General features: G+C 71.4%; 24 protein-coding genes and 1 pseudogene. 11 read left to right on the top strand and 14 right to left on the bottom strand.

Annotated elements, in window-relative coordinates:
- Nucleotides 1-240 precede the first annotated feature (240 nt).
- Entirely contained in the window at nt 241-1,242 is a 1,002-nt protein-coding gene (olsB, locus tag FF100_RS19015) for a l-ornithine N(alpha)-acyltransferase (RefSeq protein WP_139037246.1), read from the top strand.
- 70 nt (nt 1,243-1,312) lie between these two features.
- Here olsB and FF100_RS19010 read toward each other — a convergent pair whose 3' ends face one another.
- From FF100_RS19010 to FF100_RS18990, 5 genes are all read right to left on the bottom strand, one after another.
- Complete coding sequence (locus FF100_RS19010) at nt 1,313-1,951, bottom strand: NeuD/PglB/VioB family sugar acetyltransferase (protein WP_171070250.1); 639 nt, start codon at nt 1,949-1,951, stop codon at nt 1,313-1,315.
- Between the two features lie 62 nt (nt 1,952-2,013).
- Nucleotides 2,014-2,472, bottom strand: a complete 459-nt coding sequence (locus FF100_RS19005; protein WP_139037244.1) for a GNAT family N-acetyltransferase — start codon at nt 2,470-2,472, stop codon at nt 2,014-2,016.
- Nucleotides 2,473-2,774: 302 nt separating this feature from the next.
- Nucleotides 2,775-3,611 carry an SDR family oxidoreductase gene (locus FF100_RS19000; RefSeq protein WP_139037243.1) on the bottom strand — a complete coding sequence of 279 codons (837 nt, stop codon included), beginning with the start codon at nt 3,609-3,611 and terminating at the stop codon, nt 2,775-2,777.
- A gap of 33 nt (nt 3,612-3,644) precedes the next feature.
- A complete protein-coding gene (queG, locus tag FF100_RS18995; protein WP_139037242.1) occupies nt 3,645-4,799 on the bottom strand; it encodes a tRNA epoxyqueuosine(34) reductase QueG in 1,155 nt (384 codons plus the stop codon).
- Between the two features lie 100 nt (nt 4,800-4,899).
- Entirely contained in the window at nt 4,900-5,592 is a 693-nt protein-coding gene (locus FF100_RS18990) for a glutathione S-transferase family protein (RefSeq protein WP_139037241.1), read from the bottom strand.
- A gap of 415 nt (nt 5,593-6,007) precedes the next feature.
- Between FF100_RS18990 and FF100_RS18985 the strand changes: the two genes are divergently transcribed.
- The 7 genes from FF100_RS18985 to FF100_RS18955 all read left to right on the top strand — a co-directional run bounded on the left by FF100_RS18985 (nt 6,008) and on the right by FF100_RS18955 (nt 13,449).
- Nucleotides 6,008-6,811, top strand: a complete 804-nt coding sequence (locus tag FF100_RS18985) for an undecaprenyl-diphosphate phosphatase (RefSeq protein WP_139037240.1) — start codon at nt 6,008-6,010, stop codon at nt 6,809-6,811.
- Nucleotides 6,812-6,913: 102 nt separating this feature from the next.
- Entirely contained in the window at nt 6,914-8,743 is a 1,830-nt protein-coding gene (locus tag FF100_RS18980; protein ID WP_139037239.1) for a methylmalonyl-CoA mutase family protein, read from the top strand.
- 52 nt (nt 8,744-8,795) lie between these two features.
- Nucleotides 8,796-9,248, top strand: coding sequence for a DNA polymerase III subunit chi (locus tag FF100_RS18975; protein WP_139037238.1), 453 nt, complete (start codon nt 8,796-8,798; stop codon nt 9,246-9,248).
- A gap of 158 nt (nt 9,249-9,406) precedes the next feature.
- Nucleotides 9,407-10,963: a S10 family peptidase gene (locus FF100_RS18970; protein ID WP_171070249.1), complete on the top strand. Its 1,557-nt coding sequence runs from the start codon at nt 9,407-9,409 to the stop codon at nt 10,961-10,963.
- Entirely contained in the window at nt 10,960-11,343 is a 384-nt protein-coding gene (locus FF100_RS18965; protein ID WP_139037236.1) for a hypothetical protein, read from the top strand. The genes FF100_RS18970 and FF100_RS18965 overlap by 4 nt, the downstream gene beginning before the upstream one ends.
- A 154-nt stretch (nt 11,344-11,497) precedes the next feature.
- Complete coding sequence (locus tag FF100_RS18960) at nt 11,498-12,595, top strand: OpgC family protein (protein WP_139037235.1); 1,098 nt, start codon at nt 11,498-11,500, stop codon at nt 12,593-12,595.
- The gene (locus FF100_RS18955) at nt 12,556-13,449 is read left to right on the top strand and encodes an SGNH/GDSL hydrolase family protein (RefSeq protein ID WP_139037234.1); all 894 of its coding nucleotides are present in this window, start codon (nt 12,556-12,558) and stop codon (nt 13,447-13,449) included. Before FF100_RS18960 ends, FF100_RS18955 begins: the two co-directional genes overlap by 40 nt.
- Nucleotides 13,450-13,564: 115 nt before the next feature.
- On the opposite strand, the gene FF100_RS18950 is transcribed toward FF100_RS18955, so the two are convergent.
- The 6 genes and pseudogenes from FF100_RS18950 to FF100_RS18925 all read right to left on the bottom strand — a co-directional run.
- A complete protein-coding gene (locus FF100_RS18950; protein ID WP_139037292.1) occupies nt 13,565-14,635 on the bottom strand; it encodes an enolase C-terminal domain-like protein in 1,071 nt (356 codons plus the stop codon).
- A 56-nt stretch (nt 14,636-14,691) separates the two neighbouring features.
- A complete protein-coding gene (locus FF100_RS18945; RefSeq protein ID WP_139037233.1) occupies nt 14,692-15,438 on the bottom strand; it encodes an SDR family NAD(P)-dependent oxidoreductase in 747 nt (248 codons plus the stop codon).
- Nucleotides 15,435-16,226: an amino acid ABC transporter ATP-binding protein gene (locus FF100_RS18940; protein WP_139037232.1), complete on the bottom strand. Its 792-nt coding sequence runs from the start codon at nt 16,224-16,226 to the stop codon at nt 15,435-15,437. Before FF100_RS18940 ends, FF100_RS18945 begins: the two co-directional genes overlap by 4 nt.
- 11 nt (nt 16,227-16,237) lie before the next feature.
- Nucleotides 16,238-16,900 (bottom strand): amino acid ABC transporter permease, encoded by a 663-nt coding sequence (locus FF100_RS18935; protein ID WP_139037231.1) that lies wholly within the window; start codon nt 16,898-16,900, stop codon nt 16,238-16,240.
- Between the two features lie 27 nt (nt 16,901-16,927).
- The gene (locus FF100_RS18930; protein WP_139037230.1) at nt 16,928-17,791 is read right to left on the bottom strand and encodes a transporter substrate-binding domain-containing protein; all 864 of its coding nucleotides are present in this window, start codon (nt 17,789-17,791) and stop codon (nt 16,928-16,930) included.
- A 169-nt stretch (nt 17,792-17,960) separates the two neighbouring features.
- Nucleotides 17,961-19,232 (bottom strand): annotated as a pseudogene (locus FF100_RS18925) (NAD(P)/FAD-dependent oxidoreductase); the annotation flags it as partial.
- A gap of 104 nt (nt 19,233-19,336) precedes the next feature.
- Between FF100_RS18925 and FF100_RS18920 the strand changes: the two are divergent.
- From FF100_RS18920 to FF100_RS18910, 3 genes are all read left to right on the top strand, one after another.
- Nucleotides 19,337-20,017: a nitroreductase gene (locus FF100_RS18920; RefSeq protein ID WP_139037228.1), complete on the top strand. Its 681-nt coding sequence runs from the start codon at nt 19,337-19,339 to the stop codon at nt 20,015-20,017.
- Nucleotides 20,018-20,068: 51 nt separating this feature from the next.
- Nucleotides 20,069-20,455: a hypothetical protein gene (locus FF100_RS18915; RefSeq protein ID WP_139037227.1), complete on the top strand. Its 387-nt coding sequence runs from the start codon at nt 20,069-20,071 to the stop codon at nt 20,453-20,455.
- A 270-nt stretch (nt 20,456-20,725) separates the two neighbouring features.
- Nucleotides 20,726-21,100, top strand: a complete 375-nt coding sequence (locus FF100_RS18910) for a hypothetical protein (RefSeq protein ID WP_139037226.1) — start codon at nt 20,726-20,728, stop codon at nt 21,098-21,100.
- Between the two features lie 50 nt (nt 21,101-21,150).
- Here the strand turns inward: FF100_RS18910 and FF100_RS18905 are convergent, their stop codons facing one another.
- Genes FF100_RS18905 through FF100_RS18895 form a run of 3 tightly spaced genes read right to left on the bottom strand, consistent with a single transcriptional unit; the run spans nt 21,151 to nt 23,749 of the window.
- On the bottom strand, nt 21,151-22,026 hold the full coding sequence (locus FF100_RS18905; RefSeq protein ID WP_139037225.1) for an SMP-30/gluconolactonase/LRE family protein: 876 nt from the start codon (nt 22,024-22,026) through the stop codon (nt 21,151-21,153).
- A complete protein-coding gene (locus FF100_RS18900; protein ID WP_139037224.1) occupies nt 22,023-23,033 on the bottom strand; it encodes an aldose epimerase family protein in 1,011 nt (336 codons plus the stop codon). Before FF100_RS18900 ends, FF100_RS18905 begins: the two co-directional genes overlap by 4 nt.
- The gene (locus FF100_RS18895; protein WP_246102164.1) at nt 23,030-23,749 is read right to left on the bottom strand and encodes a FadR/GntR family transcriptional regulator; all 720 of its coding nucleotides are present in this window, start codon (nt 23,747-23,749) and stop codon (nt 23,030-23,032) included. Before FF100_RS18895 ends, FF100_RS18900 begins: the two co-directional genes overlap by 4 nt.
- Nucleotides 23,750-23,872: the final 123 nt, after the last annotated feature.

Below are 23,872 nucleotides of genomic sequence, written 5' to 3'. Positions count from 1 at the left end.
CGTAGCGCGCCGTCGGCCCTCCCGCAAGGTCAGCGGGCCGGTGCGGGCCGTGGGGCGGGGCCCATGACGGAGAGCCGGCCGCCGGCCTCCCCCGCCATCGCGTCAAGGCATTGGTCCGGCTTGTGAACCCCTGTCATATTCCCGTACTGGCTTCGTGGTGTCTTGTCGGCACGCGGGGCGGTCGCGGCGACCGCGCCGACGGGCGCCGGATCGGTCGGCGCCGCACGGGATGCCTCGACCATGGTTCCGTTCCTCACCCGCGGCCCGGCCGGCGACGGCCGCGATGCTCCGCCCGGCATTCCCCTGGCCCGCCTCCTCGGCCGTGCCGCCGAGGGCGGCATCCACCTCAAGGGGTTCGGCCAGAAGGGCTTGGGGCACTCCTCGCGGCTGTTCCCGCGCCTGAAGGCGTTCGAGACCCCCGGCCTCGATCCGGTGCTCGGCCGCATCGGCTCGCTCGAGGTGCGCCTCGCGACGACGCCGAAGGAGGTCAAGCGGGCCCAGCGCCTGCGCTACCGCGTGTTCTACGAGGAGATGGCGGCGATCCCGACCGGCCTGGCCCTCTTCAAGCGCCGCGACGCCGACGAGTACGACGCGGTCTGCGACCACCTCCTGGTCATCGACCACGCCGCCCAGGAACAGAAGCCCTTCCGCAAGCCCAGGCCCCAGGTCGTCGGCACCTACCGGCTGCTGCGCCAGGAGCAGGCCGACCGCCATTTCGGCTTCTACACCGCCGGCGAGTACGATCTCGCCCCGGTCCTCGACGCCAATGCCGGCAAGCGGGTACTGGAGCTCGGCCGCTCCTGCGTGCTCAAGCCCTACCGCACCAAGCGCACCGTCGAGCTGCTCTGGCACGGCATCTGGGCCTACGTGCTCCACCACCGCATCGACGCGATGCTGGGCTGCGCCAGCCTCGAGGGCACCGATCCCGACCGGCTCGCGCTTCCCCTGAGCTTCCTGCACCACTTCGCCCGCGCGCCCGAGGGCTGGCGTGCCCGGGCGCTTCCCGGCCGCCACGTCGCCATGGACCGCCTCAGCCGCGAGGCGATCGACCCGAAGGCCGCCCTCCAGGCCCTGCCGCCGTTGATCAAGGGGTATCTGCGGGTCGGCGCCACCTTCGGCGACGGCGCAGTGGTGGACTACCAGTTCGGCACGACGGACGTGTTCGTGGTGCTGCCGGTGGAGGCGATCGCCAAGCGGTATATCGGCTATTTCGGTGCGGAGGCGGGGCGGCACGCGGCGTGAGGAAAGGCGGCGCGGCCGGGGCCGCGTCCCGGATCCCGGCCACGCCGGCCTTCGCGCCGCCTGCATCGGGTCACCGCTCCAAGGGGCGGGCCGGGCAGCCGACGACGGTCGACCCGGCCGGCACATCCCGCGTGACGACCGCACCCGCGCCGACGATCGCCCCGCGACCGATCCTCAGTCCCTGCAGGACGCTGGCATTGAGGCCGATCAGGGCGTCGTCCTCGCACCGGACACTGCCCGCGAGGCGGGCTCCCGGACCAGCGGACACCCCGAAGTCGAGCCTGCAATCGTGGTCGATGCTCGCGCCCGTGTTGACGAGGCAGGCTTCCGCCAAGACGGCGCCGACGCCCACGATCGCGCCAGCGGCCAGGAAGGTCCCTGCGCCGACCGTGGCGCTCGGTGAGACGATGCTGGCCGGGTGGATGATGGTGCCCAGCTGTCCGCCATTCTCCCAGATCGTCCTCGCCATCGATCGCCGGACTGCCTGATCTCCGGCTCCGAGGTGAACGTGGCAGCTGTGCAGGAGGCTCCGATCACGGAGGCGGTCGAGCCCGCCGAGAACGCGATGCGATCCGAGGAACGCCGCACCCGGCGGGACGGCATCCGCCAGCACGCCTCGAACCGGAAGCCCGGCGAGATCCGCAGCCTCCAGCACGACGCGCGCATGTCGACCAGACCCGCCGACCGCGATGATCAGGGGGACGGGCAAGGCTCGTGAAGGCCGGTCGGTTCGCGGGAGTGCGGCCGACCCGGATCCCCGTGTGCGGCCGGTCACGGCAATCGTTTTTCCATGAAGACACTGAGGGGGTCGGGGCGGTAATCGGCGAACGGGGGACGGCGCTCGAATCCCGCTCTCTCGTAGAGAGCGAGCGCGTCACGGTTGCTGATCCCGGTTTCCAGTCTGATCAGGGATATTCCCGCGCTTCGGACCTCGGTTTCGAGATGTTCGAGGATCGCCCGCGACAGGCCTCGGCCCCGGGCGGCAGGAATCACCCACATCCGCTTGATCTCGGCCCATCCATCGTTCAGCGCGACAGCGCCGGTGCCCAAAGGCTGGCCATGCCGGTCGCGGGCGACAAAAAATCGAATCTGCGACGATCGAAGTGCGTCGATGGACGGAAAGTGGTTGCTCTCGGCCGGGTAGAGCGATGCCGCGAAGGCCTCTCCATCCTCCAGCATCGCAAGGATTTCAGGTGCCCCGGGATCTTCGATCTGTATGGTCGTCGCCATCGCGTGCGCTCCCGAACGACAGGATGTGGGCAATTCGGCGGAAGGGCAAAGATTGCACAATAAGAGCCATGAACGGCGGCCGGGAGCAGGGTTCTGCCCTTGCGTTGGCAGTCTTCATCCGGATGGGTAAAATCAAGCAAATGCTAGGTGGCAAGCGCCCATGGATGTGGAATATTGATTGGCATATTGTGAAAGACGGCTCATCGATAACAGATAAGAGTCTCTGGTGATGTGTCGTAAGCGGCCCTCTCCCCGAGGAGAGAGGGCCGCAAGCCGTTGGGGCCTTGCAACCCGCGCGTTTTCTATACCAACCCCCGCAGCCCTTCCCGATACGTCGGGTAGGCCAATTCGACCCCCAGCTCCTCCCGGATCAGCCGGTTCCGCACCCGCTTGTTCTCGCCGTAGAAGCTGCGCGCCATCGGGCTCAACGTGGCGGTGTCGAAATCGACCGCCGGCGGCAACGGCAGCCCGGCGAGGTCGGCGGCGAAGGCCGTCACGTCCTGCGGCGGGGCCGGTTCGTCGTCGGTGACGTTGTAGATCGCCCCCGGCCGCGGGCGGTCGAGGGACGCGGCGAGCGTGGTCGCGATGTCGTCGACATGGATGCGGTTGAACACCTGGCCGGGCTTGACGATGCGCTGCGCCTTGCCCTGCCGCAGCTTCTCGAAGGCGTTGCGCCCCGGCCCGTAGATGCCCGACAGCCGGAACACCTGCACGGCCTTGCCCGTCCGCGCCCCGAGGGCGAGCCACGCATCCTCCGCCGCCACCCGGTCGCGGGTGCGCGGGTGGCTCGGGGACGGGGGGGTCGTCTCGTCGATCCAGGCGCCGGCCTGATCGCCGTAGATCCCGATGGTCGAGAGATAGCCGATCCACCGCGCCGGGCTCGCCGCGATGGCGTCGCCGAAGGCGTGGAGCGCCGGGTCGTGGCCGGAATCCGGCGGGATCGACACCAGGATCGCGTCGGCCCGCGCGAGGTCGTCGGCGAGAAGCGGATCGGTCTCCTCGGGCGAGAGCACCCGCACGGTGACGCCGTCGATCGCCGCCGGCGACTGGCGGGTGGCGGTGACCGAGGCGAAGCGGGCGCGCTCGCGCGCCACGAAGTGGCCGGCCGTGTAGCCGAGCCCGAAGACGAACAGGTTCATGCGACCGAGCCTTACCCCGCGGGATGTGCGGTCTTATGCAGGGCGCCGCCCTGCACCCGCCAGAGGGCTCGCCCTCTGGACACCCGGATTTTTCGCGAGCGCCCATTCGGCGAGCACGTCGGGGTCCCGCTCGTCCGGTGGAGCCGGGGGCAGGCGCCCGAGGCGGGCGAGCGCCCACACCGCCATGCCCCGCACCAGTGGGGACGGATCGTCGAGGAGCCGCAGGGCCTCCCCGGCGAGACCCTCGTCGCCCGAATTGCCGATCGCGATCAGCACGTTGCGCAGGAAGCGGTCGCGCCCGGTGCGCTTGACCGGCGTGCCGGCGAAGCGCGCGCGGAAGGCCGCGTCGTCGAGGCGCGCCAGCTCGGCGAGGGGAGGGGCCGCCAGGTCTGCGCGGGCGGAAAGCCGCGCCTCGCGGGTGGCGGCGGCGAACTTGTTCCACGGGCAGGCCGCCAGGCAATCGTCGCAGCCGAACACCCGGTTGCCCATCGGCGCCCGGAACTCCGCCGGGATCGGCCCGGGATGCTCGATCGTCAGGTAGGCGAGGCAACGCCGCGCATCGAGCTGGTAGGGCGCCGGCAGCGCGTCGGTCGGGCAGGCGTCGAGGCAGCGGCGGCAGCGGCCGCAATGGTCGCCCTCCGGCGCGTCGGCCGGCAGCGCGGCGGTGGTGTAGATCGCCCCGAGCAGCAGCCAGTTGCCGAAGGACCGCGACACCAGGACGCTGTGCTTGCCCTGCCAGCCGAGGCCGGCGGCGGCGGCGAGCGGCTTCTCCATCACCGGCGCGGTATCGACGAAGACCTTGACCGCGGCTCCCGCCTTGGCCGCGAAGGCGCCGCCGAGCTCCTTCAGCTTGCCCTTGATCACGTCGTGGTAGTCGCGCCGCCGGGCATAGACCGAGATCGCAGCCCGCTCCGGCCGGCTCAGGGCCGCCAGCGGGTCGCCGTCGGGCCCGGCATTGACCCCGAGCATCACGATGCTGCGCACCTCCGGCCACAGCCGTGCCGGATCCGCCCGCTCCCCCGTGCGCTCCTCCATCCAGGCCATGTCGCCATGGTGCCCGGCCGCGAGCCAGGCGGCGAGGCGCTCGGGCAGCGCCGGCACCGCGTCGGGCCGCGTCACCGCCAGCGCGTCGAAGCCGAGGGCCCGGGCGCGGGTCTCCAGGAATCGTCGAAGGGCGTCGGGTGTCATACGGTTTCCGGTTGATCGCTTCGCGATGCGGAAACCGGCGTCGCTCAGGCGCCGCGCGGGCTTTGATACGGTTTCCGGAAGGGATCTTCCGGAAACCGTATCAGAAGTCGAGATCCGCGTAATGGTCGGCCGGTGCCATCCCGGCCACCCGGTCGGCGAGCAGGCTGCGGAAGGACGGGCGGGATTTCACCCGGGCGTACCAGTTCCTCGCCATCTCGTCCTCGTCCCACGGCACGTCGCCGAGGTAATCCACGCACGACAGATGGGCCGCCGCCGCCAGATCGGCGTAGGTCAAGCTGCCGCCGGCCAGCCAGTTCCGCCGCGAGATCAGATAGCCGATATATTTCAGGTGGTAGCGCACGTTGCTGCGCGCCGCTCGGATCGCGTTCATGTCCGGCGGGCCGCCGCCGTACTGCGAGGTCATGAAGCGCTTGTGGATCTTCTCCGTGACGAGGTAGCCCGTGACCTCCTGGTCGAACTTCTGCAGGAACCAGTCGAGCAGGCGGCGCACCTCGACCCGGGCGGCCGGGGATTCCGGCAGCAGCCGGATCCCGCTCAAGCCCAGTCCCCGCGTCTCGTCGAGGTACTCGGCGATCACGCCGCTCCCCGGCACGGCGAGCCCGCCCTCCTCCACCAGAACCGGGGTGGTGCCGGCGGGGTTCATCATCAGGAACTCGTCCCGGCGCTCCCAGGGGCGTTCCTCGACGAGGTGGGGCTCCATGCCCATCTCGGCCATGACCAGGCGCACGAAACGGGAATGCGGGCAGAACGGGGAGTGGTGGAGCGTCGCCATGCGGGGCCGTTTCGCGCTTCGTGTGTCGGCTGGCCTGGAAGGTCGGCTCGCGGTGGGTCGTGTGTGTCCGAATTGACCGCCGCAGGATTAACGTCTGGTCACCGAGACATGGATATCTTTCGGCATCCTTAACACGGGTGATCGTGGCTGGTAACCGAGCCTCAACCATGGGGGGACCAGGATAGGCCATGAGGCCGGTCCGGTCCGGAGCCCCCCACCACAGACTTGCCACAGAGCGGGCGCCGTACCGGCGCGCACGATGCGGGGGCGGCGCCAAGGCCTGCGCCCCGTTTCCTCAACCCCGCGGTCGCGTGACCGCCCGCGGCGCGACCACGAGAGCAGGCGACATGACGACGGCGACAGGCAAGGCGGGCGGGCCCGCCCGCGGCACGGGTTCCGGGCGAGGAGCGCGGTGATGGACGTCGCCAGCATCGGCAAGGCCGTGGTGCTCGCCCTCGTCGAGGGTGCCACCGAGTTCATCCCGGTCTCCTCCACGGGGCACCAGCTCCTCGTCGGCCACTTCATCGGCTTCGAATCGCCCAACAACACCTTCGAGGTGCTGATCCAGCTCGGCGCCATCCTGGCGATCGTCGGGGTCTATTTCCGTCAGCTCCTCGACCTGCTGCGGCGCGCGCCCCACGACCCCAACGCCCGCCGCTTCATCCTGGCGATCCTGATCGCGTTCCTGCCCGCCGCGATCATCGGCGGCCTGTTCTCGAAGTACATCAAGTTCTACCTGTTCAACCCCTGGATCATCTGCTCGACCCTGGTCGCCGGCGGCCTGGTGCTGCTCGTCATCGACGAGACCGAGATCGAGCAGAAATACGACGACGTGCACCAGTTCTCGCTGCCGATGGCGCTGAAGATCGGCCTGTTCCAGTGCCTGGCGATGATCCCCGGCGTGTCGCGCTCCGGCGCCACCATCGTGGGTGCCATGCTGATGGGCTCGGGCAAGCGCGCCGCCACCGAGTTCTCGTTCTACCTCGCGATGCCGACCATGGCCGGCGCCTTCGCCAAGGACCTGCTCGACAACTACAAGAACCTGTCGAAGGACGATGTCGGGCTGATCGCCATCGGCTTCGTGGTGGCGTTCCTGTCGGCGTTGTTCGTGGTCCGCAAGCTGCTCAACTACGTCTCCCGTCACGGCTTCTCGCTGTTCGCCTGGTGGCGCATCCTGGTCGGCGCCGCGGGCTTCGCCGGGTTGATCGTGTTCGGCTGAGCCGGTGTCGGAGGTCCGGCCTCCGGGGGACCTCGACCAATGGCCGGTGGCGCGGCTATGTCCTGGCGCTAGGGAGAACACCCAGCGCCAGAGGACCCCGCCATGGACGATACGACGCTCGCCGCCGCGTTTCCGGCCGCCACCGAGGCGCAGTGGCGTGCCCTGGTCGACGGGGTGCTGAAAGGTGCCGATTTCGACAAGCGGCTGGTGCGCCGCACGCCGGACGGGATCAAGGTCGCGCCGCTCTATCCTCCGGCCGAGGCCGCCTCCCAGCCGGGCCGCGCCGTCCCCGGCCGCTGGCGGGTGAGCCAGCGGGTCGACCATCCCGACGCGGCGGAGGCCAACGCGCTGGCGCTCACCGACCTCGAAGGCGGCGCCGACGCCCTGACCCTGGTGATCGCCGGCGCCCCCGCCGCCCGCGGCTTCGGCTTGAGCGGCCCGGGGGTCATCGCGGCGGCCCTCGACGGGGTGATGCTGCCGCTGATCGGACTGCGGCTCGATGCCGGCGCGGCGGGGCCGGACGCCGCGACGGCGCTCCTCGCGCTGGCCAAGGCCCGCGGCGACGACCTCTCCGCCCTCGACATCGATCTCGGCCTCGATCCGGTCGCCGTGCAGGCCGCCACCGGCACCCCGCCGTCCTGGCCCGACCTCGCCGCGATCCTGCGCGACCTCGACGCCCAAGGCTTCGCCGGCCGCGCCTTCCTGGCCGATGCCCGCCCGTTCCACGAGGCCGGGGCGGGCGAGGCGCTGGAACTCGCCTGCGTGCTCTCCGGGGCGCTGGCGACGCTGCGGGCGCTCGAGGCCGGCGGGCACCCGCTCGAGCACGCCCGCGCCGCCCTGGCCTTCCTGCTGGTCGCCGAGGCCGACGAGTTCCTGACGGTGGCGAAGGTCCGGGCGCTGCGCCGGCTCTGGGCCCGGATCGAGGAGGCCTGCGGCCTGACCCCGGCGCCGATCCGCCTCCACGCCGAGACCGCCTGGCGCAGCACCACGACGCGCGATCCGTGGGTCAACATGCTGCGGGCCACCACCGCGGTGTTCTCGGCCGGCCTCGGCGGGGCCGATGCGGTCACGGTGCTGCCCTTTACCGCGGCGATCGGCCTGCCCGACGCCTTCGCGCGTCGCTGCGCCCGCAACACCCAGCACGTCCTGCTCGACGAGGCCAATCTCTGGCGCGTCGCCGACCCGGCCGCCGGCGCCGGCGGCTTCGAGACCCTGACGGAATCGCTCTGCACCGAGGCCTGGGCGCTGTTCCAGGCGATCGAGCGGGACGGGGGCATCAGTGGGAGCCTGCGCTCCGGTGCGCTCGCCGACCGCCTCGCCGCCCTGCGCAAGACCCGCGACGCGGAGCTTGCCACCCGCCGCCAGCCGATCACCGGCACCAGCGAGTTCCCCGACCTGCACGAGGCGCCGGTCGCGGTGCTGGCCCCCGCCCCGGCGGCTGCGCCGGCAGGGGAGGGCGCCCTGCCGTCCCGCCGCCTCGCCGAGCCCTACGAGCGCTTGCGCGACGCCTCCGACGCGATCCTCGACCGGACGGGCCGGCGCCCGCGGGTCTTCCTCGCCAATCTCGGTCCCTTGAGCGCCTTCAACACCCGCGCCACCTTCGCCCGCAACGCCTTCGAGGCCGGCGGCATCGAGGCGGTGACGAACGAGGGCTTTTCGGATCACGCCGCGATGGTGGACGCCTTCCGGGCATCCGGCACGCCGCTCGCCTGCCTGTGCTCGTCGGATGCGGTCTACGCCGAGGAGGCGGTGCCGGCCGCGGAGGCGCTGCGGGCGGCCGGTGCGGCGACCCTCTTCATCGCCGGAAAGCCCGGTGATCTCGAACCCGCTCTGCGGGCCGCCGGCGTCGCCCACGACCTCTATGCCGGCTGCGACCTGGTGAAGCTGCTGGCGCAGGCGCAAGAGGCGGCGCAAGAGGCGGCAAGGGCGTGAGGTCCACCGCGCCCGGTGCCGTCCGGCCCCGGGCGCCCTATCTCTGAGAGCCGTGACCGAGATCCTGTTCTACCACATGCAGCGCCAGCCCCTGGAGCAGGTGCTGCCGAGCCTCCTGGAGAAATCCCTGGAGCGGCAATGGCGCGTCGCCGTGCAGGCGACGAGCGAGGAGCGGCTGCAAGCCCTCGACGACCACCTCTGGATCTTCTCCGACGAGAGCTTCCTGCCCCACGGCACCGACCGCGACCCCGATTGCGCCACCCAGCCGGTGGTGCTCACCCTGCGCGACGCCAACCCGAACGCCGCCTCGATCCGCTTCCTGGTCGAGGGGGCACCCCTGCCGGACGACGCGGCGGAGTACCAGCGCATCTGCATCCTGTTCGACGGCACCGACCAGGCTGCGCTGCTGCAGGCCCGCGAGCAGTGGCGCGGCGCCAAGGAGGCCGGCCACAGCGTGGCCTATTGGCAGCAGGACGAGCGCGGCCGCTGGCAGAAGAAGGCGTGATGCAGGCTCCGGCTTGAAATGGTCGGCGACGGGCGCCGCACATCTCCCTTCTCCCCAGCGGGCAGGGCTGTCCGAGGAGAAGCCTGCGCTCGATCCTCGGAATGGGGTTGAGCGCAGACCCGAAACAGACCCAGGCCCCCGGCCCGCGAGGAGACGCCATGACGCGCATCACGACCCGGATCCTCGCCGTCGCGACGATCCTGCTGCTCGGGCCTGCCCCGCTGCTGGCCCAGCCGGCACCCCGCGAGAACCGCCCCCAGGAAGCCCGCCAGCCCGAGGGCCGGCGCCTGCCGCCCGACGCGACGACGCAGCACAGCCTGACCCTGGCGGGCGGCCGCACCCTGAGCTTCACCGCGGTCGCCGGCAGCCTGCCGCTCGTCGACGAGTCCGGAAAGCTCCAGGCCGAGATCGCCTTCACGGCCTTCTCCCTGCCGGGCGGCGACGCGACGACGCGCCCCGTCACCTTCGCGGTCAATGGCGGCCCCGGGGCGGCCTCGGCCTATCTCAACCTCGCGGCGGTCGGGCCCTGGCGCCTGCCGCTCGACGGGCCGAGCATCAGTCCCTCGCGGGTGCCTGTGGCGGTGCCGAACGACGAAACCTGGCTCGACTTCACCGACCTCGTCTTCATCGATCCCGTCGGCACCGGCTACAGCCGCGCCGCCGGCGACGACGGGAAGCGCTATTACGCGATCGAGAGCGACGCGGCCGTCCTGTCGGCGGCGATCGCCCGCTGGCTCCGCACCAACGACCGGCTCACTTCTCCGAAGTTCTTCCTCGGCGAGAGCTATGGCGGCTTCCGCGGGCCGCTGATCGCCCGCAAGCTCCAGGACGATGTCGGGATCGGGCTGTCGGGCCTGGTGCTGCTCTCGCCGGTGCTCGATTTCGCCTATCTGCAGCCGCCGCGCCACAACCCGCTCGGTGCCGTGACGCGGCTGCCCTCGCTCGCCGCCGCCGGCCTCGAGAAGCGCGGGCAGACGCCCGATCCCGCCCGGATGGCGGAGGCCGAGACGTACGCCACCGGTCCCTACCTCGCCGATCTCCTGCGCGGGCCCGCCGACACGGCCGCGACCGACCGGATGACCGGGCGGGTGGCGGCGCTCACCGGGCTCGACCCCGCCCTGGTGCGGCGCCAGGCCGGCCGGGTCGCCGGATCGAGCTACCAGCGCGAGGCCGACCGCGACTCCGGCCGGGTGGCGAGCGCCTACGACACCGGCGTCACCGGCTGGGACCCGGATCCGAGCGCGGCGCAGGGGCGCTTCGCCGACCCGATCCTCACCGCCATGGTGGCACCGCTGACGAGCGCCATCGTCGATCTCACCGCCCGCACCCTGAACTGGCGCGTGCCGAACCTGCGCTACGAACTCCTCAACAACGCGGTCAACGCCAGCTGGAACTGGGGCGGCGGCCGCTCGTCGCCGGAGGTGGTGAGCGACCTGCGTCAGGCGCTCTCCCTCGACGGCAACCTGCGGGTGCTGGTCGCCCACGGCTACACCGACCTCGTCACGCCCTACTTCGCCTCGAAGCTGATCCTCGACCAGATGCCGGCCTACGGGACGGAGACGCGCCTCTCCCTTTCGGTCTATCCCGGCGGGCACATGTTCTATTTCCGCCAAGGCTCGCGGGCGGCCTTGCGCGGCGACGCGCTCCGCCTCTACGAGACGGCCCTGGCCGCGCGGCGAAGCGGGCAGGGGACGAGGACGGACGAGGGACGATGAGGCCGACGGTGAACGGGATCGCCCTCGCGGGGATCGCTCTGGCGGGAATGGCGCTGGCAGGGTGCAGCAGCACCGATCGGGCCGCCCCGCCGGTGAGCATCGCGGCCCCGAAGCCGCCCCCGCCGCCGGCGGCCTCGCCCTGGGGCCCGGTCCTGGCCTCCGACGGTACGTGCACCGGCGCGGTCCCGGCCGCGGCCACCGAGATCGCTCCCGGCATCGCCGAATGCGAGCTGGTGCGGCTCAAGGGCAAGCCGCCGACCGACGTGCTGGTCGGCGAGAGCGGGCGGGGCCAGCGCGAGGTGCAGGTGCTCTACACCGAGCCCGGCGCGAAGGAGCTGTACTTCTTCGTCAACAACCGCCTCGACCGGATCGTGAAGTAGGGCCGGGACCTCCGGCCCTCCCGCCGCGGCCCGCCGGGTCGCGCGGCGGCCGGGCCATGCGCTCATTGGGATGCGCGACCGTGCCGGGATCACGCGGCCTGTCGCGGGGACCCGCGCGCGAGACGAGAGACCCCAAGTAGGGACCACGACCACCATGCGTGAACCGAATGCGGTCGATTTCTGGCGCGGCATCGCCCTGATCACGATCTTCATCAACCACATCCCGGGCAACGTCTTCCAGAACTATACCTATTCCCAGTACGGGATCTCGGACGCCGCCGAGCTGTTCGTGTTCCTGGCCGGCTGGTCGATCGGCATCGCGACCCGCGGGCGCGACGGAGTGCCCGAGCCGGCCCTGCGCACGGTCCTGCGGCTGCTCTCGCGGATGGTCGAGGTGTACCGGGCACAGCTCGTGATCACGGCGATCGCGCTCGCCATGCTGGCGGGCGCGGCGCTCTACCTCGACAACCCGCTGCTGGTGGAGTGGCACAATGCCGGGCCGATCTTCAGCGACCCGATCCAGGCCACCGTCGGCTGGGTGACCCTGCTACACCAGCTCGGCTTCTTCAACATCCTGCCGCTCTATGTCGTGCTGCTCGGCCTTGCCCCGGCTTTCGTGCTGCTGTCGCGGCTGCATCTCGGCCTGGCGATCGGGATCTCGGTCCTTGTCTACGCCGTCAGCCTGGTGTTCGAGATCAACATTCCGAGCTGGCCGGTGGAGGGGCACTGGTTCTTCAATCCGCTGTGCTGGCAATTGCTGCTGGTGCTGGGCTTTGCCGCCCACGAGTGGCGGCGCAGCTCCGAGCGGTTCCTGGCCTGGCGCCGCCGGCTGATGCCGCTCGGGGTGGTCATCGTCATCGTCGGCGCGGTCCTGTCCTGGTTCAACCTTCGGCCCGACCCGCTGGCGGTGCCGGAGCCGCGGCTCCTGTTCATCTTCGACAAGTCCTACCTGTCGCCCGCCCGGCTGGTGCATTTCCTCGGCGTGATGCTCGCCTTCCAGGCGGTGTTCGGCCTGGTCCAGCCGCGGGCGGGCTGGCTGACCCGGCAGCTCGCCGGGCTCGGGCGCAACTCGCTGGCGGTGTTCTCGGTCGGCTCGGTCGCCAGCCTCGGTGCACAGCTGATTCGTTTCTGGACCGGGGGAGGTTTCGCGACCGACGTCTTTGTCGTAGGGTGCGGATTGGCTTCACTCTCCTTCACGGCATGGTTCGTCGAATGGCGCTCTCGCTCCCCCCGGCCCTCCTCGGCGGCGTGAGCCTCGCCATGCTCGCCTGCCTCGGCTTTGCCGTGCAGGCCCAGTCGACGACGCCGACGCCTCCCGTCCAGGCCCAGCCCCAGCCGGCCCTCGCCGAGATCCCGGCGCTCCAGGCCACCGCCCCGAGCCCGGACGCGCCGGATCCCAGCCTGTCCCCCGAATGCCGGGTGCCGGGCTCCAAGCTCTACACGCTCGCCAAGCTCAAGGCGGTCAAGAAGGCCCTGCTCGAGCACCGCGCCGTCCAGGTCCTGACGATCGGCTCGAATTCCGGCGGCATCGGCACCGCCGCCACCTATCCGGTGCGCCTGGAGGATGCGCTCACCCGCTCCCTGCCCGACATCGAGGTGACGGTGGAGAGCCGCGGCGTCTCGGGCGAGATCGCCTTCGGGGCGGCCGAGCGCCTGCGCAACCAGGTGGCAGAGATCGAGCCCGACCTGGTGGTCTGGCAGGTCGGCGGCAACGACGCGCTGGCCCGCGTCGACATCGAGGACTTTTCCCAGTCCCTCGCCGAGACCGTGGCCTGGATCAAGTCGCACGGCATCGACGTGGTGCTGGTCGACCCGCAATACACCGCGAGCCTCGCCAAGGACGATTATTACCGCCAGTTCGTCCAGGCGATCCAGAAGGTGGCCGAGCGCGAGCAGGTGCCGCTGGTCCAGCGCTACGAGGCGATGCGCTACCTCGCCACCCGGGCGATCAGCGCCCTCAAGGGCGACACGGCCCAGGCCGGCGCCGGCTTCCGCCTCGCCGATCTCGGCTATCGCTGCATGGCCGAGCACGTCACCCGGGCGATCACCGTCTCGCTGCTCCAGCCGGACATCGCCGGGCCGATGGTGCCGCCGGCGGCGCATTGAGCGCTTCGCGACCCAGTCGCACGATGGCGAATCCTCGTCGTCCCGGGGCTCGGCGCGGCCGAGAACCCGGGACGACGTCGCGGGTGTGATGGGCGGCTGGATTCGACGCCCTGCCTCACGCCTCCGCCAGCACCCGCGCATTCCCCCGGATCGCGGATTCGCTCACCGCGATCCCGAGCCCTGGCCCGCGCGGCACCACCACCGCCCCGGCCTCGACCGGCACCCGCGCCTCCAGCACGTCCTCGGTCAGGACGTGGTGGGGCATGTAGAACTCGCAGCCGAGCGAGATGCCGGGCGTGGCGGCGATGAGCTGGGTGCCGGCGGCGAGCGCGATCCCGCCTTCCCACAGGGTGCCGCCGTAGCCGGGCAGCCCCGCGGTCTCGGCGATCGCCATCAGGCTCTGTGCCTTCAGCATCCCGCCGCACTTCATCAGCTTCACCGAGACCGCGTCGGCCGCCCGGCGCCGGACCACCTCCAGGGCGTCGGCGGCGTCGAAGCAGCTCTCGTCGGCGAGGATCGGGGTGTCGAGGGCCTCGGTCAGGGCCGCCATGGCGTCGAGGTGGCGGCGGGCGACCGGCTGCTCGATGAAGGTCGGCCGGAACGCCTCGACGTCGCGAAGAATCCGCAAGGCCCCGAACGGCGCGAGGGCCTGGTTGTAGTCGACCCGCAGGTCGATGCGGTCGCCGAAGGCGGCCCGCATCGCCTCGAGATGGGCGAGGTCCTGGTCATGCGACGTCACCCCGGTCTTCACCTTGAACAGCCGCTGGCCTTCCGCCGTCATGGCGTGCATGCGGGCGAGGTCGGCCTCGAAATCGGGATCGGCGATCGAGAACGACAGCGGGATCGTGTCCCGCACCCGGCCGCCCAGCAGCTCGGCGACGGAGAGCCCGGCGGCGTGGCCGAGGATGTCGAGCAGCGCCATCTCGACCGCTGCCTTGGCGTCGGTGTGGCCGGTGAGCGCCCGGTCGAGATCGGCGGCGAGCGCCCGCACCGCCTTCGCCGAGCGGCCGAGGATCAGCGGGCGCAGGTAGACGTCGAGGGCCGCGAAGGCGCCCTCGGCGGTGCCGGTGAACACCTGCCACGGCGCCGCCTCGCCCCAGCCGACCACGCCCTCGCGGGTGGTCAGGCGGAGCAGCACCCGCTTGACGCTGCCCTTGACGTCGCCGACGCCCTGGCGGCGCGCCATCCTGATCGGGCTCTCGATCAGGACGACGCGCAGGTTCTCGATGATCAGGTCGCGGCTCACGTCAGCCCTCCATCGGCGTGGACGACCTGGCCGGTGACGTAGGAGGCGGCCGGCGAGGCCAGGAACGCGACGAGCGCGGCGATCTCCGCCGGATCGGCCCGCCTCCGTAGGGGAATGGCGGCCTCCAGCGTCGCGATCGCCTCCGCCGACAGGGCGCCGCCGCGGCCCGGATCCTTGCGGGTCAGGCCCGGCGCCACCGCGTTGACGGTGATGCCGTCGGGCGCCAGCTCGCGGGCGAGGCTGCGCACCAGGGCTTCCAGGGCGGCGCGGCCGGCGGCGGAAGCGGCGAACAGGCCGAGATCGGCCCGGTAGAGATGGGCGACGTAGGACGACACCGCGACGATCCGCGGCGCGTGGCCCGCCCGCAGCAGCGGCGCGGCGGCCTGCGCGAGATGCAGGAACGACTCGGCCGACAACGCCAGCGCAAGGCGCAGGCCCGCCGCGTCGAGCGCGAGGGCGCCGCCCCGCTGCGCCTTGCCGGCGGCGGCCACCAGGGCGTCGAGGCGCCCGAACGTCTCGGCGGCGAGCGCCACGCCGCGCGGGCCGGTCTCCGGATCGGCGAGGTCGCCGAGCCAGGTCGCGACGGACGCGCCCTGGGCGCGAGCCGCCTCCGCGACCTCCGCCAGGCCGGAGGCGTTGCTGCCGCTATGCAGCACGAGGGCATGTCCAGGGGCGGCGAGCGCGAGCGCCGTGGCGCGGCCGATGCCGCTGCCCGCACCGGTGACCAGGGTGACGCGGGTCATGATGTCAGAGCCTCGCCCCGGCGATGGAAATGGGCCAGGAAGGCCTGCGTGTCGGGGTGCCGCGGCGCGTCGATCAGGGTGCGGGCGGGGCCCTCCTCGACCACGACGCCGTCGCGCAGGAACGCCACCCGGTCGGCGACCTCGCGGGCGAAGGCGATCTCGTGGGTGACGATCACCATGGTCATGCCGTCGGCGGCAAGCGCCCGCATCACGCCGAGTACCTCGCCGACGAGCTCGGGGTCGAGGGCCGAGGTCGCCTCGTCGAACAGCATCACCGCGGGTTCCATGGCGAGCGCCCGCGCGATGGCGACGCGCTGCTTCTGCCCACCCGACAGGCGGCTCGGATACTGCTCCGCCTTGTCGGCGAGGCCGACCTTGGCGAGCAGCGCCCGGGCCCGCGCCTCGGCCTCAGGCTTGGGCAGACGCTGCACGGTGCGCGGGCCCTCCATGACGTTCTGAAGCGCCGTCAGGTGCGGAAACAGGTTGAAGTGCTGGAACACCATGCCGGTCGTGGCGCGAAACCGCGCGAGCGCCGTCGTTCCGGGCAGCCTGGTGCCGGGGCCGAACCGGAAGGCGTCGTTGCCGACCCGGACCTCGCCGGCATCCGGCACCACCAGGAGGTTGATGCAGCGGAGCAGCGTCGACTTGCCGGAGCCCGACGGCCCGATGAGCGCGACCACGCCGCCGGCGGGTACCGTCAGCGACACGTCCTTGAGCACCGCGTGGGTGCCGAAGCTCTTGGCGAGATGCGCGATCTCGATCTTCGCCCCGGCGGGAGCATCCGTCATGGCATGAAGCCTCAATCGCTGGTGGCGAGGCGCTTCTCGCCCCGGCGCACGATCCAGGTGAGCGGGTACAAAGCCGCGAAGTACAGAACCGCCACGAGCGTGTAGATCTCCAGCGGCCGGTAGCTGTCGTGGGCTGCCACTTGGCCCTGGTAGAGCAGGTCCGGCACCGCCAGCACCGAGACCAGCGAGGTGTTCTTGAACTGGATGATCGACTGGTTCATCAGCGGCGGCACCATGCGCTTGAGAGCCTGGGGCAGGATGATCCGGCGCAGGCTCTGGGCCGGTGTCATCCCGAGGGCCGCCGCCGCCTCGCCCTGGCCGCGGTCGATCGACACGATGCCGCCGCGGATGATCTCGGCGTAGAACGAGCCGCCATAGAGCGACAAGGCCAGCACAGAGGCGCCGACCGCCGAGATCTCGATCCCGGCGAGGATCGGCAGGGCGTAGTAGAACCACACCAGCTGCACCAGCAGCGGGGTGCAGCGGAAGACCTCGATATAGGCGTCGCTGAGCCAGCGCAGGGGCGCGAAGCCGGACAGCTTGGCGAGGGCGGCCGCGAGGCCGACCAAGAGCCCGATCACCACGATCGCGACCGTGAAGGCCACGGTGACGCCGAGCCCCTGGACGAACAGCCAGCGGTAGGTCCAGAGCGAACCGAAATCCCACGTATACATCTCAGGTCGCTCCGCGGCCTCACCGACTCACAGCGAGATGCCGGCCGGCATGTCGGCCTCGGTGACGCCGACCAGCTCCATGTTCGACACGATGGTCTGGCGGATGAAGCCCAGCCCCTTGTTGTAGTCGATCCAGGTATTGACGAAATCGCGCAGCGTCTTGTCGCGCTCGCGCCGGAAGCCAGCATTCGAGGTGGTGGCGAAGACCGGGTTCGGCACCACCAATTGTCCGAGCGCCGGGTTCTTCTTCAGCACGGTCATCGCCAGCATCAGGATCAGGCATTGCGCGTCGACGCGACCGGTCGAGAGCGCCAGCGTCGCCTCGTCGGCGGACTTGAAGCGCATGATCTGGGCCTTCGGGCACAGTCGCGTCACGACGGCATCGTGCGAGGAGCCGACATCGACCGCGAGCTTGACGTCCGGGCTGTTCAGCTCGGCCCAGGTCTTGGGGGCGAAGCCCTTCTTGGCGATCACCGTGAAGGCGTTGCTGAAGACCGGGACCGAGAAATCGACCACCAAAGCCCGCTTCGGGGTCGGGTTCAGGCCGAAGAACATGTCGATCTTGTTGGCCTGGAGGTCGAGCACCGCATTACCCCAGGTGGTCTCGGACAGTTCCAGCTCCGCCTCGAGCTCGGCGGCCAGCGCCTTCGCCATGTCGACGTAGAAGCCGCGCCACTGCCCGGTGGCCAAGTCCTTCTGGTAGTACGGCGCGCCGCCGGCCACCGCCGCGGTGCGCAGCTTCTTGGTGCGCCGGATCCGGTCGAAGGCGCTCTCGGTGGCGTCTTGCGCCAGGGCCTGTGAGGAGAGGACCGGGGAGGAGACGACGGAGGCGGCTCCCGCCACCAGGGTGCCAGCCCCAACAAGGCCTGCCAGCGATCTGCGCGACAGCATCACGAAAAACTCCTTCTCGGGCGCCTTCCCGAGGCCGCGCTTTGCACGTGGCGGGCCAGAAGGAAGGGCTGTCAGGGTTTGCGTGATGTTACTCCGGGCGTGTGCCGTTTCGCCCCGATCGGGAGATGAGGTCGCCTCGCCCCTCCGCCCTCCGCCCCGGAAGCCGCGCCTCGCCGAGATGCACCGCCTGCGCCCCGACCTCGTAGGCGAGTTCCCGCACGGCTTGGAAGCCGATCGGCACCGGGGCCGTCACCGGGAGCGGCAGCGCGTCCTCGGTGATCGTGCCGGCGACGAGGTCGGCGAGCACCCGCCCGAAGGCGGTGCCGGGGGCGATGCCGCGGCCGTTGTAGCCGCTGAACGCCACCACCCGGCGCGCCAGCCGATGGAAGCGCGGCAGGGCATCCGTCGTCATGCCGATCTGTCCGTACCACTCGGCCTCGAACGGCACGTCGCCGGCCTGCGGAAACAGCTGGCGCAGGGTGCGTCGTGCCCAGGCCCGGTGCACCGGCCCGCCCGTGCCGCGCAAGGCGCCGACGCTGCCGATCACCAGCCGGCCGGCGGCGTCGAGGCGGAACGAGGTCAGCACCGCCTTGGTGTCCCAGGCGCCCTGGCGCCCGGGCAGGACCGTGCCGCGCAGATTGTCGGAGAGCGGCGCGGTTGCGATGTTGAAATACGGCAGGCGGGCGATCTCGGCCCGGATCTCCGGCCAGGGCGCCCGCGTATAGGCGTTGGTGGCGACGACGACCCACTCGGCGCTCACGCACCCGCCCGGCGTCGCGAGGCGCCAGCGCCCGCCCTCGTCCGCGACGCCGAGGACAGGGCTGCCGGTATGGATCGCGGCGCCTGCCGCGAGCGCCGCCCGGGCGAGGCCGCGGGCATAGGCCAGGGGCTGGATCGTACCGGCGCGCTCGTCGAGGAGCGCGCCCGCGTAAGCCGGCGTGCCGGTGAGCCGGGCGGCCTCCGCGGCATCGAGGAGGCGCACCGGCGCCCCGCGGGCCTGCCATTGCCGCGCCCGGTCCTCGAGATCGGCCAGGCCCTTAGGCCCGACCGCGCAATGCAGCGTGCCCGCGCCTTCCGCCTCGCAGGCGATGCCGTGGGTGGCGACGAGATCGAAGACGCGTCGCGGCGCATCGCCGAGGAGGGCCAGCAGCCGCTCGCCGCGCTCGGGCCCCAAGGCCGCCGGCACGAGGTCGGGCTTCACCCACAGGCCGGCATTGACGAGGCCGACATTGCGCCCCGACCCGCCGAACCCCACCGCCTCGCCCTCCAGCACCACGACCCGGGCGCCCGTTTCCGCGAGGTGGAGGGCCGCCGAAAGGCCGGTATAGCCGGCCCCGACCACCGCCACGTCGGCTATCGCGTCGCCGCGCAAGGGGGCGGTCTCGGGGGCGGGCGGAGCGGTTCTCTCCCAGAGGCCGTGCGAGCGGGGATCGTTGTTCACGGGTGTGCCGGGTTTCTCAGACGGGTCCGGCACCATGCCCGATCGGCGCCGCGGCTGGAAGCAGGGCGTGCGGCATGGCACTCAGGGCGGCCAGGGAGGTCCGCATGACCGAGTGCAACGCCGTCGACGCCGCGATCACCAGCCGGCGCAGCGTCCGGGGCTTCCGGCCCGATCCGGTGCCGATCGCGACGGTCCGCGACCTGATCGCGCTGGCCGGCCGGGCGCCGAGCGGCAGCAACATCCAGCCCTGGAAGGTTCATGTTGTCACCGGTGCGGCGCTCGCGCGCCTCACCGACGCCCTCACGGCTGCCCACGAGAGCGATACGCCCGAGGCGCGGGACTACGAGTATTATCCGGTCCATTGGCGCGACCCGTATCTCGGCCGCCGCCGGGCGCTCGGCTGGCAGCTCTACGGCCTCGCCGGGATCGAGAAGGGCGACCGCGACGGCGCGAAGCGCCAGATGGGCCGTAACTTCACGTTCTTCGGCGCCCCGGTCGGCCTCGTCTTCACCATCGACCGCGACTTGGAGCAGGGCAGCTGGCTCGATTACGGGATGTTCCTGCAGACCCTGATGCTCGCCGCCCGCGGCCGCGGCCTCGACACCTGCCCTCAGGCGGCGATCGCCAGCTATCCGGGGGTGGTGCGGGGCGAACTCGGCATCCCGGAGAGCGAGACGATCGTGTGCGGGATGGCGCTGGGATTCGCGGATCCGGACGAGCCGGTGAATGCTTTGCGGGCGGAGCGGGAGCCCGTGGAAGCCTACACGGTGTTCCACGACGGGTGACAGGGGTCGAACGATCTGGTGATATAGGAGACGCGAACCTCAGGACGATCCATGCAGCAAGACTCCGACGATGAGGATCGGCGACGTCTTTATCATCGATATTATACTTGCTTGCTGACGCTTATGGCTGCAATCTCGCTGGCGAGTGCGTTCTGGGGTTATCAGAGGGCGCGATATGTTGACGATTTATATCACTTGATCAATCCGGGAGATAGACCTAACAAGGGCGAGGGAACGATCCAGTATTTGTTCTCGTTCCCGGGCATGCTGGTGCTGGCAACCATTGCCAACTGGGTCGCCCCTGGTTACATGCTGCGTCGCTCGCCTCAATCGGAGCCCGGTTTCGCTGTCGCGATGATGGTTGCTCTGGCGCTGGCATGTGTCTTCGTCACAGCGACCTTGATGCGCGTCCACGCCGTCAGTCTGCTCGTCGGATAGAGCCGGACCAGCACGCAGGAGGCGCGTTCGCGTCGTCCTCGATCGTCAGCGATCGTAGGTCCCCCGGTTCTCGTCTGCGGCGATCCCCCGGGATGACCTAGACACACGAGGACTTGGAAAGTTGCCGGCGTCGGTGCCAAGTCGCTGCTTCCAAGTCGCCGGCGCAACGAGTCAAGCAGGCTTCCACGTTGCATGGCCGACCGGCGGCCATCGATCGTCGGACGCCTCGTGGTCGGATGGATGATGCCGCCCGGTACGGATCGTCGCCGCATGGCGGTGCTGAGCCTTCTGGTCCAGGCGGTCGGGTGCGGGGTCCTCATCCTGGCGGATGCGACCGCCTCCCTGCTGCTGCTGGGCGCGGTTCTCGTCGGCCTCGGCATCGGCAACGCCACGTCGCTGCCGCCGCTCATCGCGCAGGTCGAGTTCACGCCGGCCGAAGCGCCGCGGGTCGTGGCGCTCATCGTCGCCATCTCCCAAGGGGCCTACGCCTTCGCGCCGGCCGCGTTCGGGCTGCTGCGGCAGGCGGGATCCGATCAGGCGATCTTCCTGGTCGCGATCGTCATCCGGGTCGCCGCGGCGGGCGCGTACCGGGCGGGGGCCGGTGCCTCTGCGCGACGGAGCGGAACGCCCGACACTCGGCGGTAATGCCAGCGATGCGGGTGCCGGTGACCAGAACGCGGCGGGCCATCGGCCTGCTACTCCACCCTGACCGCCGGCTCGAACCGCCCCTTCACCTTCACCGGCACCGTGAAGGTCCGCCCGGCGAAGCGGTCGTCGCTCCGGTCCGGGTCGAGGCCCTCCGTCGCCGAGGTGACCACCAGGGTGTCGGCGTCCGGCCCGATGAAGGCCGGGCAGGTCACCTGGCGCGCCGGCATCGCGATGCTGCGCACCCGCGTGCCGTCGGGGGCGTAGGCGTCGAGGCTGGCGCCGCCCCAGCGGGCGTTCCAGACCAGGCCGTCGGCATCGATCACCGCCCCGTCCGGCGCGCCCTCGGAGGCGGGGATCGTCACGAAGACCTGCCGGTCGCCGGTGGGCAGGCCGGTGGCGGGATCGGTGGCGACGCGCCAGATCGTGCCCACGTCCGAATCGGCGAAGACCGCGCTCCCGCCGTCGGCGGTGAACGCGATGGCGTTCGGGATGGTGAGGCCGGTGAACAGCGTCCGCACCTCGCCGCGGAAGAACCAGTGGATCGCGCCGAGCCCGTGCTCGGCGTGCTTGCCCATCGTGCCGAGCCACAGCGCCCCGCTCGGATGAACCCGTCCATCGTTGGAGCGTGTCTCGGGCCGGTCGGCCTCCAGGGCCGTGAGGAGCCGCATCCGGCCGCTCGCGATGTCGCGCAGGTACAGCCCGTCCTCGGCCCCGAGCAGCAGGGTGGCGTCGTCGACCCGCGCCACCATCGAGGCCATCACCGGCAGGTCGTGCAGGGTGGTGCTGCCGCCCGAGAACGGCCGCTCGCACAGGTGCTTGCCGAGGATGTCGAGCCAGTAGAGCCGGCCGAGGCCGGGATGCGCCGCCGGTCCCTCGCCGAGGATGCAGGCGCGGTCGCAGAAGATGCCGGCCCAGCCGCTCATCGGGCGTCCTCCTTGGTGAAACGATACGCGATGATCTGGCGGTAGGTCTCGCCCGGGCGCAAGGTCGCGCTCGGGAAGCCCGGATGGTTCGGCGCATCCGGGAAGGCCTCGGGCTCGAGGCAGAGCGCGGTGCGGGCGTCGTAGCCCAGGCCCGCCTTGGGCAGGTTGGTGCCGTCGTAGAACTGCACCGCCGGGGCCGTCGCCAGGACCGTCAGCGCCACGTCGCTGCCCGCCGCGGTGATCCGCCCGACCGGGCGCGGCTCGGCCACGGTCTCGCGCCCGAGCACGAAGGCGTGGTCGAAGGCCTGGGTGCCGATGCGCGTCGGGCGGCGCAGGTCGAAGCGCGTGCCGGCGACCGGGGCGATGGCGCCGGTCGGGATCTGGCCGTCATCGACCGGGAGATACGCCTCGGCCGGGATCTCGATGACGTGGTCGTCGACCACCGGCGCCGGGAAGCCCTCCGGGGGCAACAGCAGGTTGAAGTAGGTGTGGTTCGTCAGGTTGACGATCGTCGGCCGGTCGGTCGTGGCGACAAGGGTGGCGCGCAGGGTGCCGGGGCCGGTGATGGCGTAGGTGCAGGTGACGTCGAGCGCCCCCGGATAGCCCTCCTCGCCGTCCGCGGACCGATAGGCCAGGGTCAGGCTGCGCGCGTCCACCTCGGTGAAGGTCCAGTTGCGCCGCGAGAAGCCCGTCGCGCCGCCATGCAGGTGGTTGCGGCCGCCCTCGTTGCGGGCCAGCGCGTAAGCGGTGCCGTCGAGGGCGAAGCGTCCGCCGGCGATGCGATTGGCGAAGCGCCCGACGATGGCGCCGCATTGCGGGGTCTTGTCCACGTAGTCGTGCGGGTCGTCGCGGCCGAGCACCATCGGGTGGCCGTGAAAGTCGAGCCGGCGGATCACCGCCCCGACACTCAGGATCGCGACCGAGAGGCCGTCGCCCTCCAGCCGCGCCTCGAGGATCGGGCTGCCGTCCGGCATCGTGCCGACGGGGACGGGGGCTCTGTCGCTCATGGTCGGGCTCCTCGGGGAACCGGGACAAGGGTAGGGCGCGGGCTCGCCGCCTCCACCGCCGCAGCGCCGTTCCGGAGCCCATCGCGAACCACCACCTCGGTCGTCCGGGCCGCCGCCGCCGGATCGCCGGCGCGGATCGCCGCGGCGATCGCCGCGTGGGCGCGCCAGGAGGTCTCGTGCGCCTCGGGGTCGGTCGGCCGGCTCATGCGGAACACCACGTCGAGGGCGGCCTCGGTCACGGCGCCGACGGAATGCATGAAGACGTTGCCGGAGGCATCCGCCAGGGCGAGGTGGAAGGCGAGGTCGGCGCTCGCGAAGGCCGGGTCGAGGCCGGCGGCGTCCCGCATCGCGGCGACGCAGGAGTCGAGGCGCGCAATGTCGTCGTCGGTCCGGCGCTCGGCCGCGAGCGCCGCCGCCGCCGGCTCGATCGCCAGGCGGATCTCGGCGAGGTCGCGCAGGAAGCGCCGGTCGATGCCCGCGTCGAGGGACCAAGCCAGCACGTCGCGGTCGAACAGGTTCCAGGCCGCGCGCTCGCGCACCCGGGTGCCGACCCGGGTGCGGGCCTCCAGCATCCCCTTGCCCGACAGCGTCTTGACCGCCTCGCGGAGCACCGTGCGCGACACGCCGAAGCGGGCGAGCAGCACCGCCTCGCCCGGCAGCACGGCGCCCTCGGGAAAGCACCCGCCGACGATGCCGGTGCCGAGCGCCCGCGCCACCCGGGCATGGCCAGGACCCCCCCGGACCCGATCCCCTTGGCCTCGATCCCCTCTGCCCAGATCTCCCTGGCCCGGACCCGTCGGTGGCACGATTCCGGCGCCGATCTCATCCAAGGTTGCATC

This window comes from Methylobacterium terricola (assembly GCF_006151805.1).
GTDB classification, from domain to species: Bacteria; Pseudomonadota; Alphaproteobacteria; order Rhizobiales; family Beijerinckiaceae; genus Methylobacterium; species Methylobacterium terricola.
Note: the sequence above shows the minus strand (reverse complement) of the source record. Positions and strands in the feature narration are given on the sequence as shown.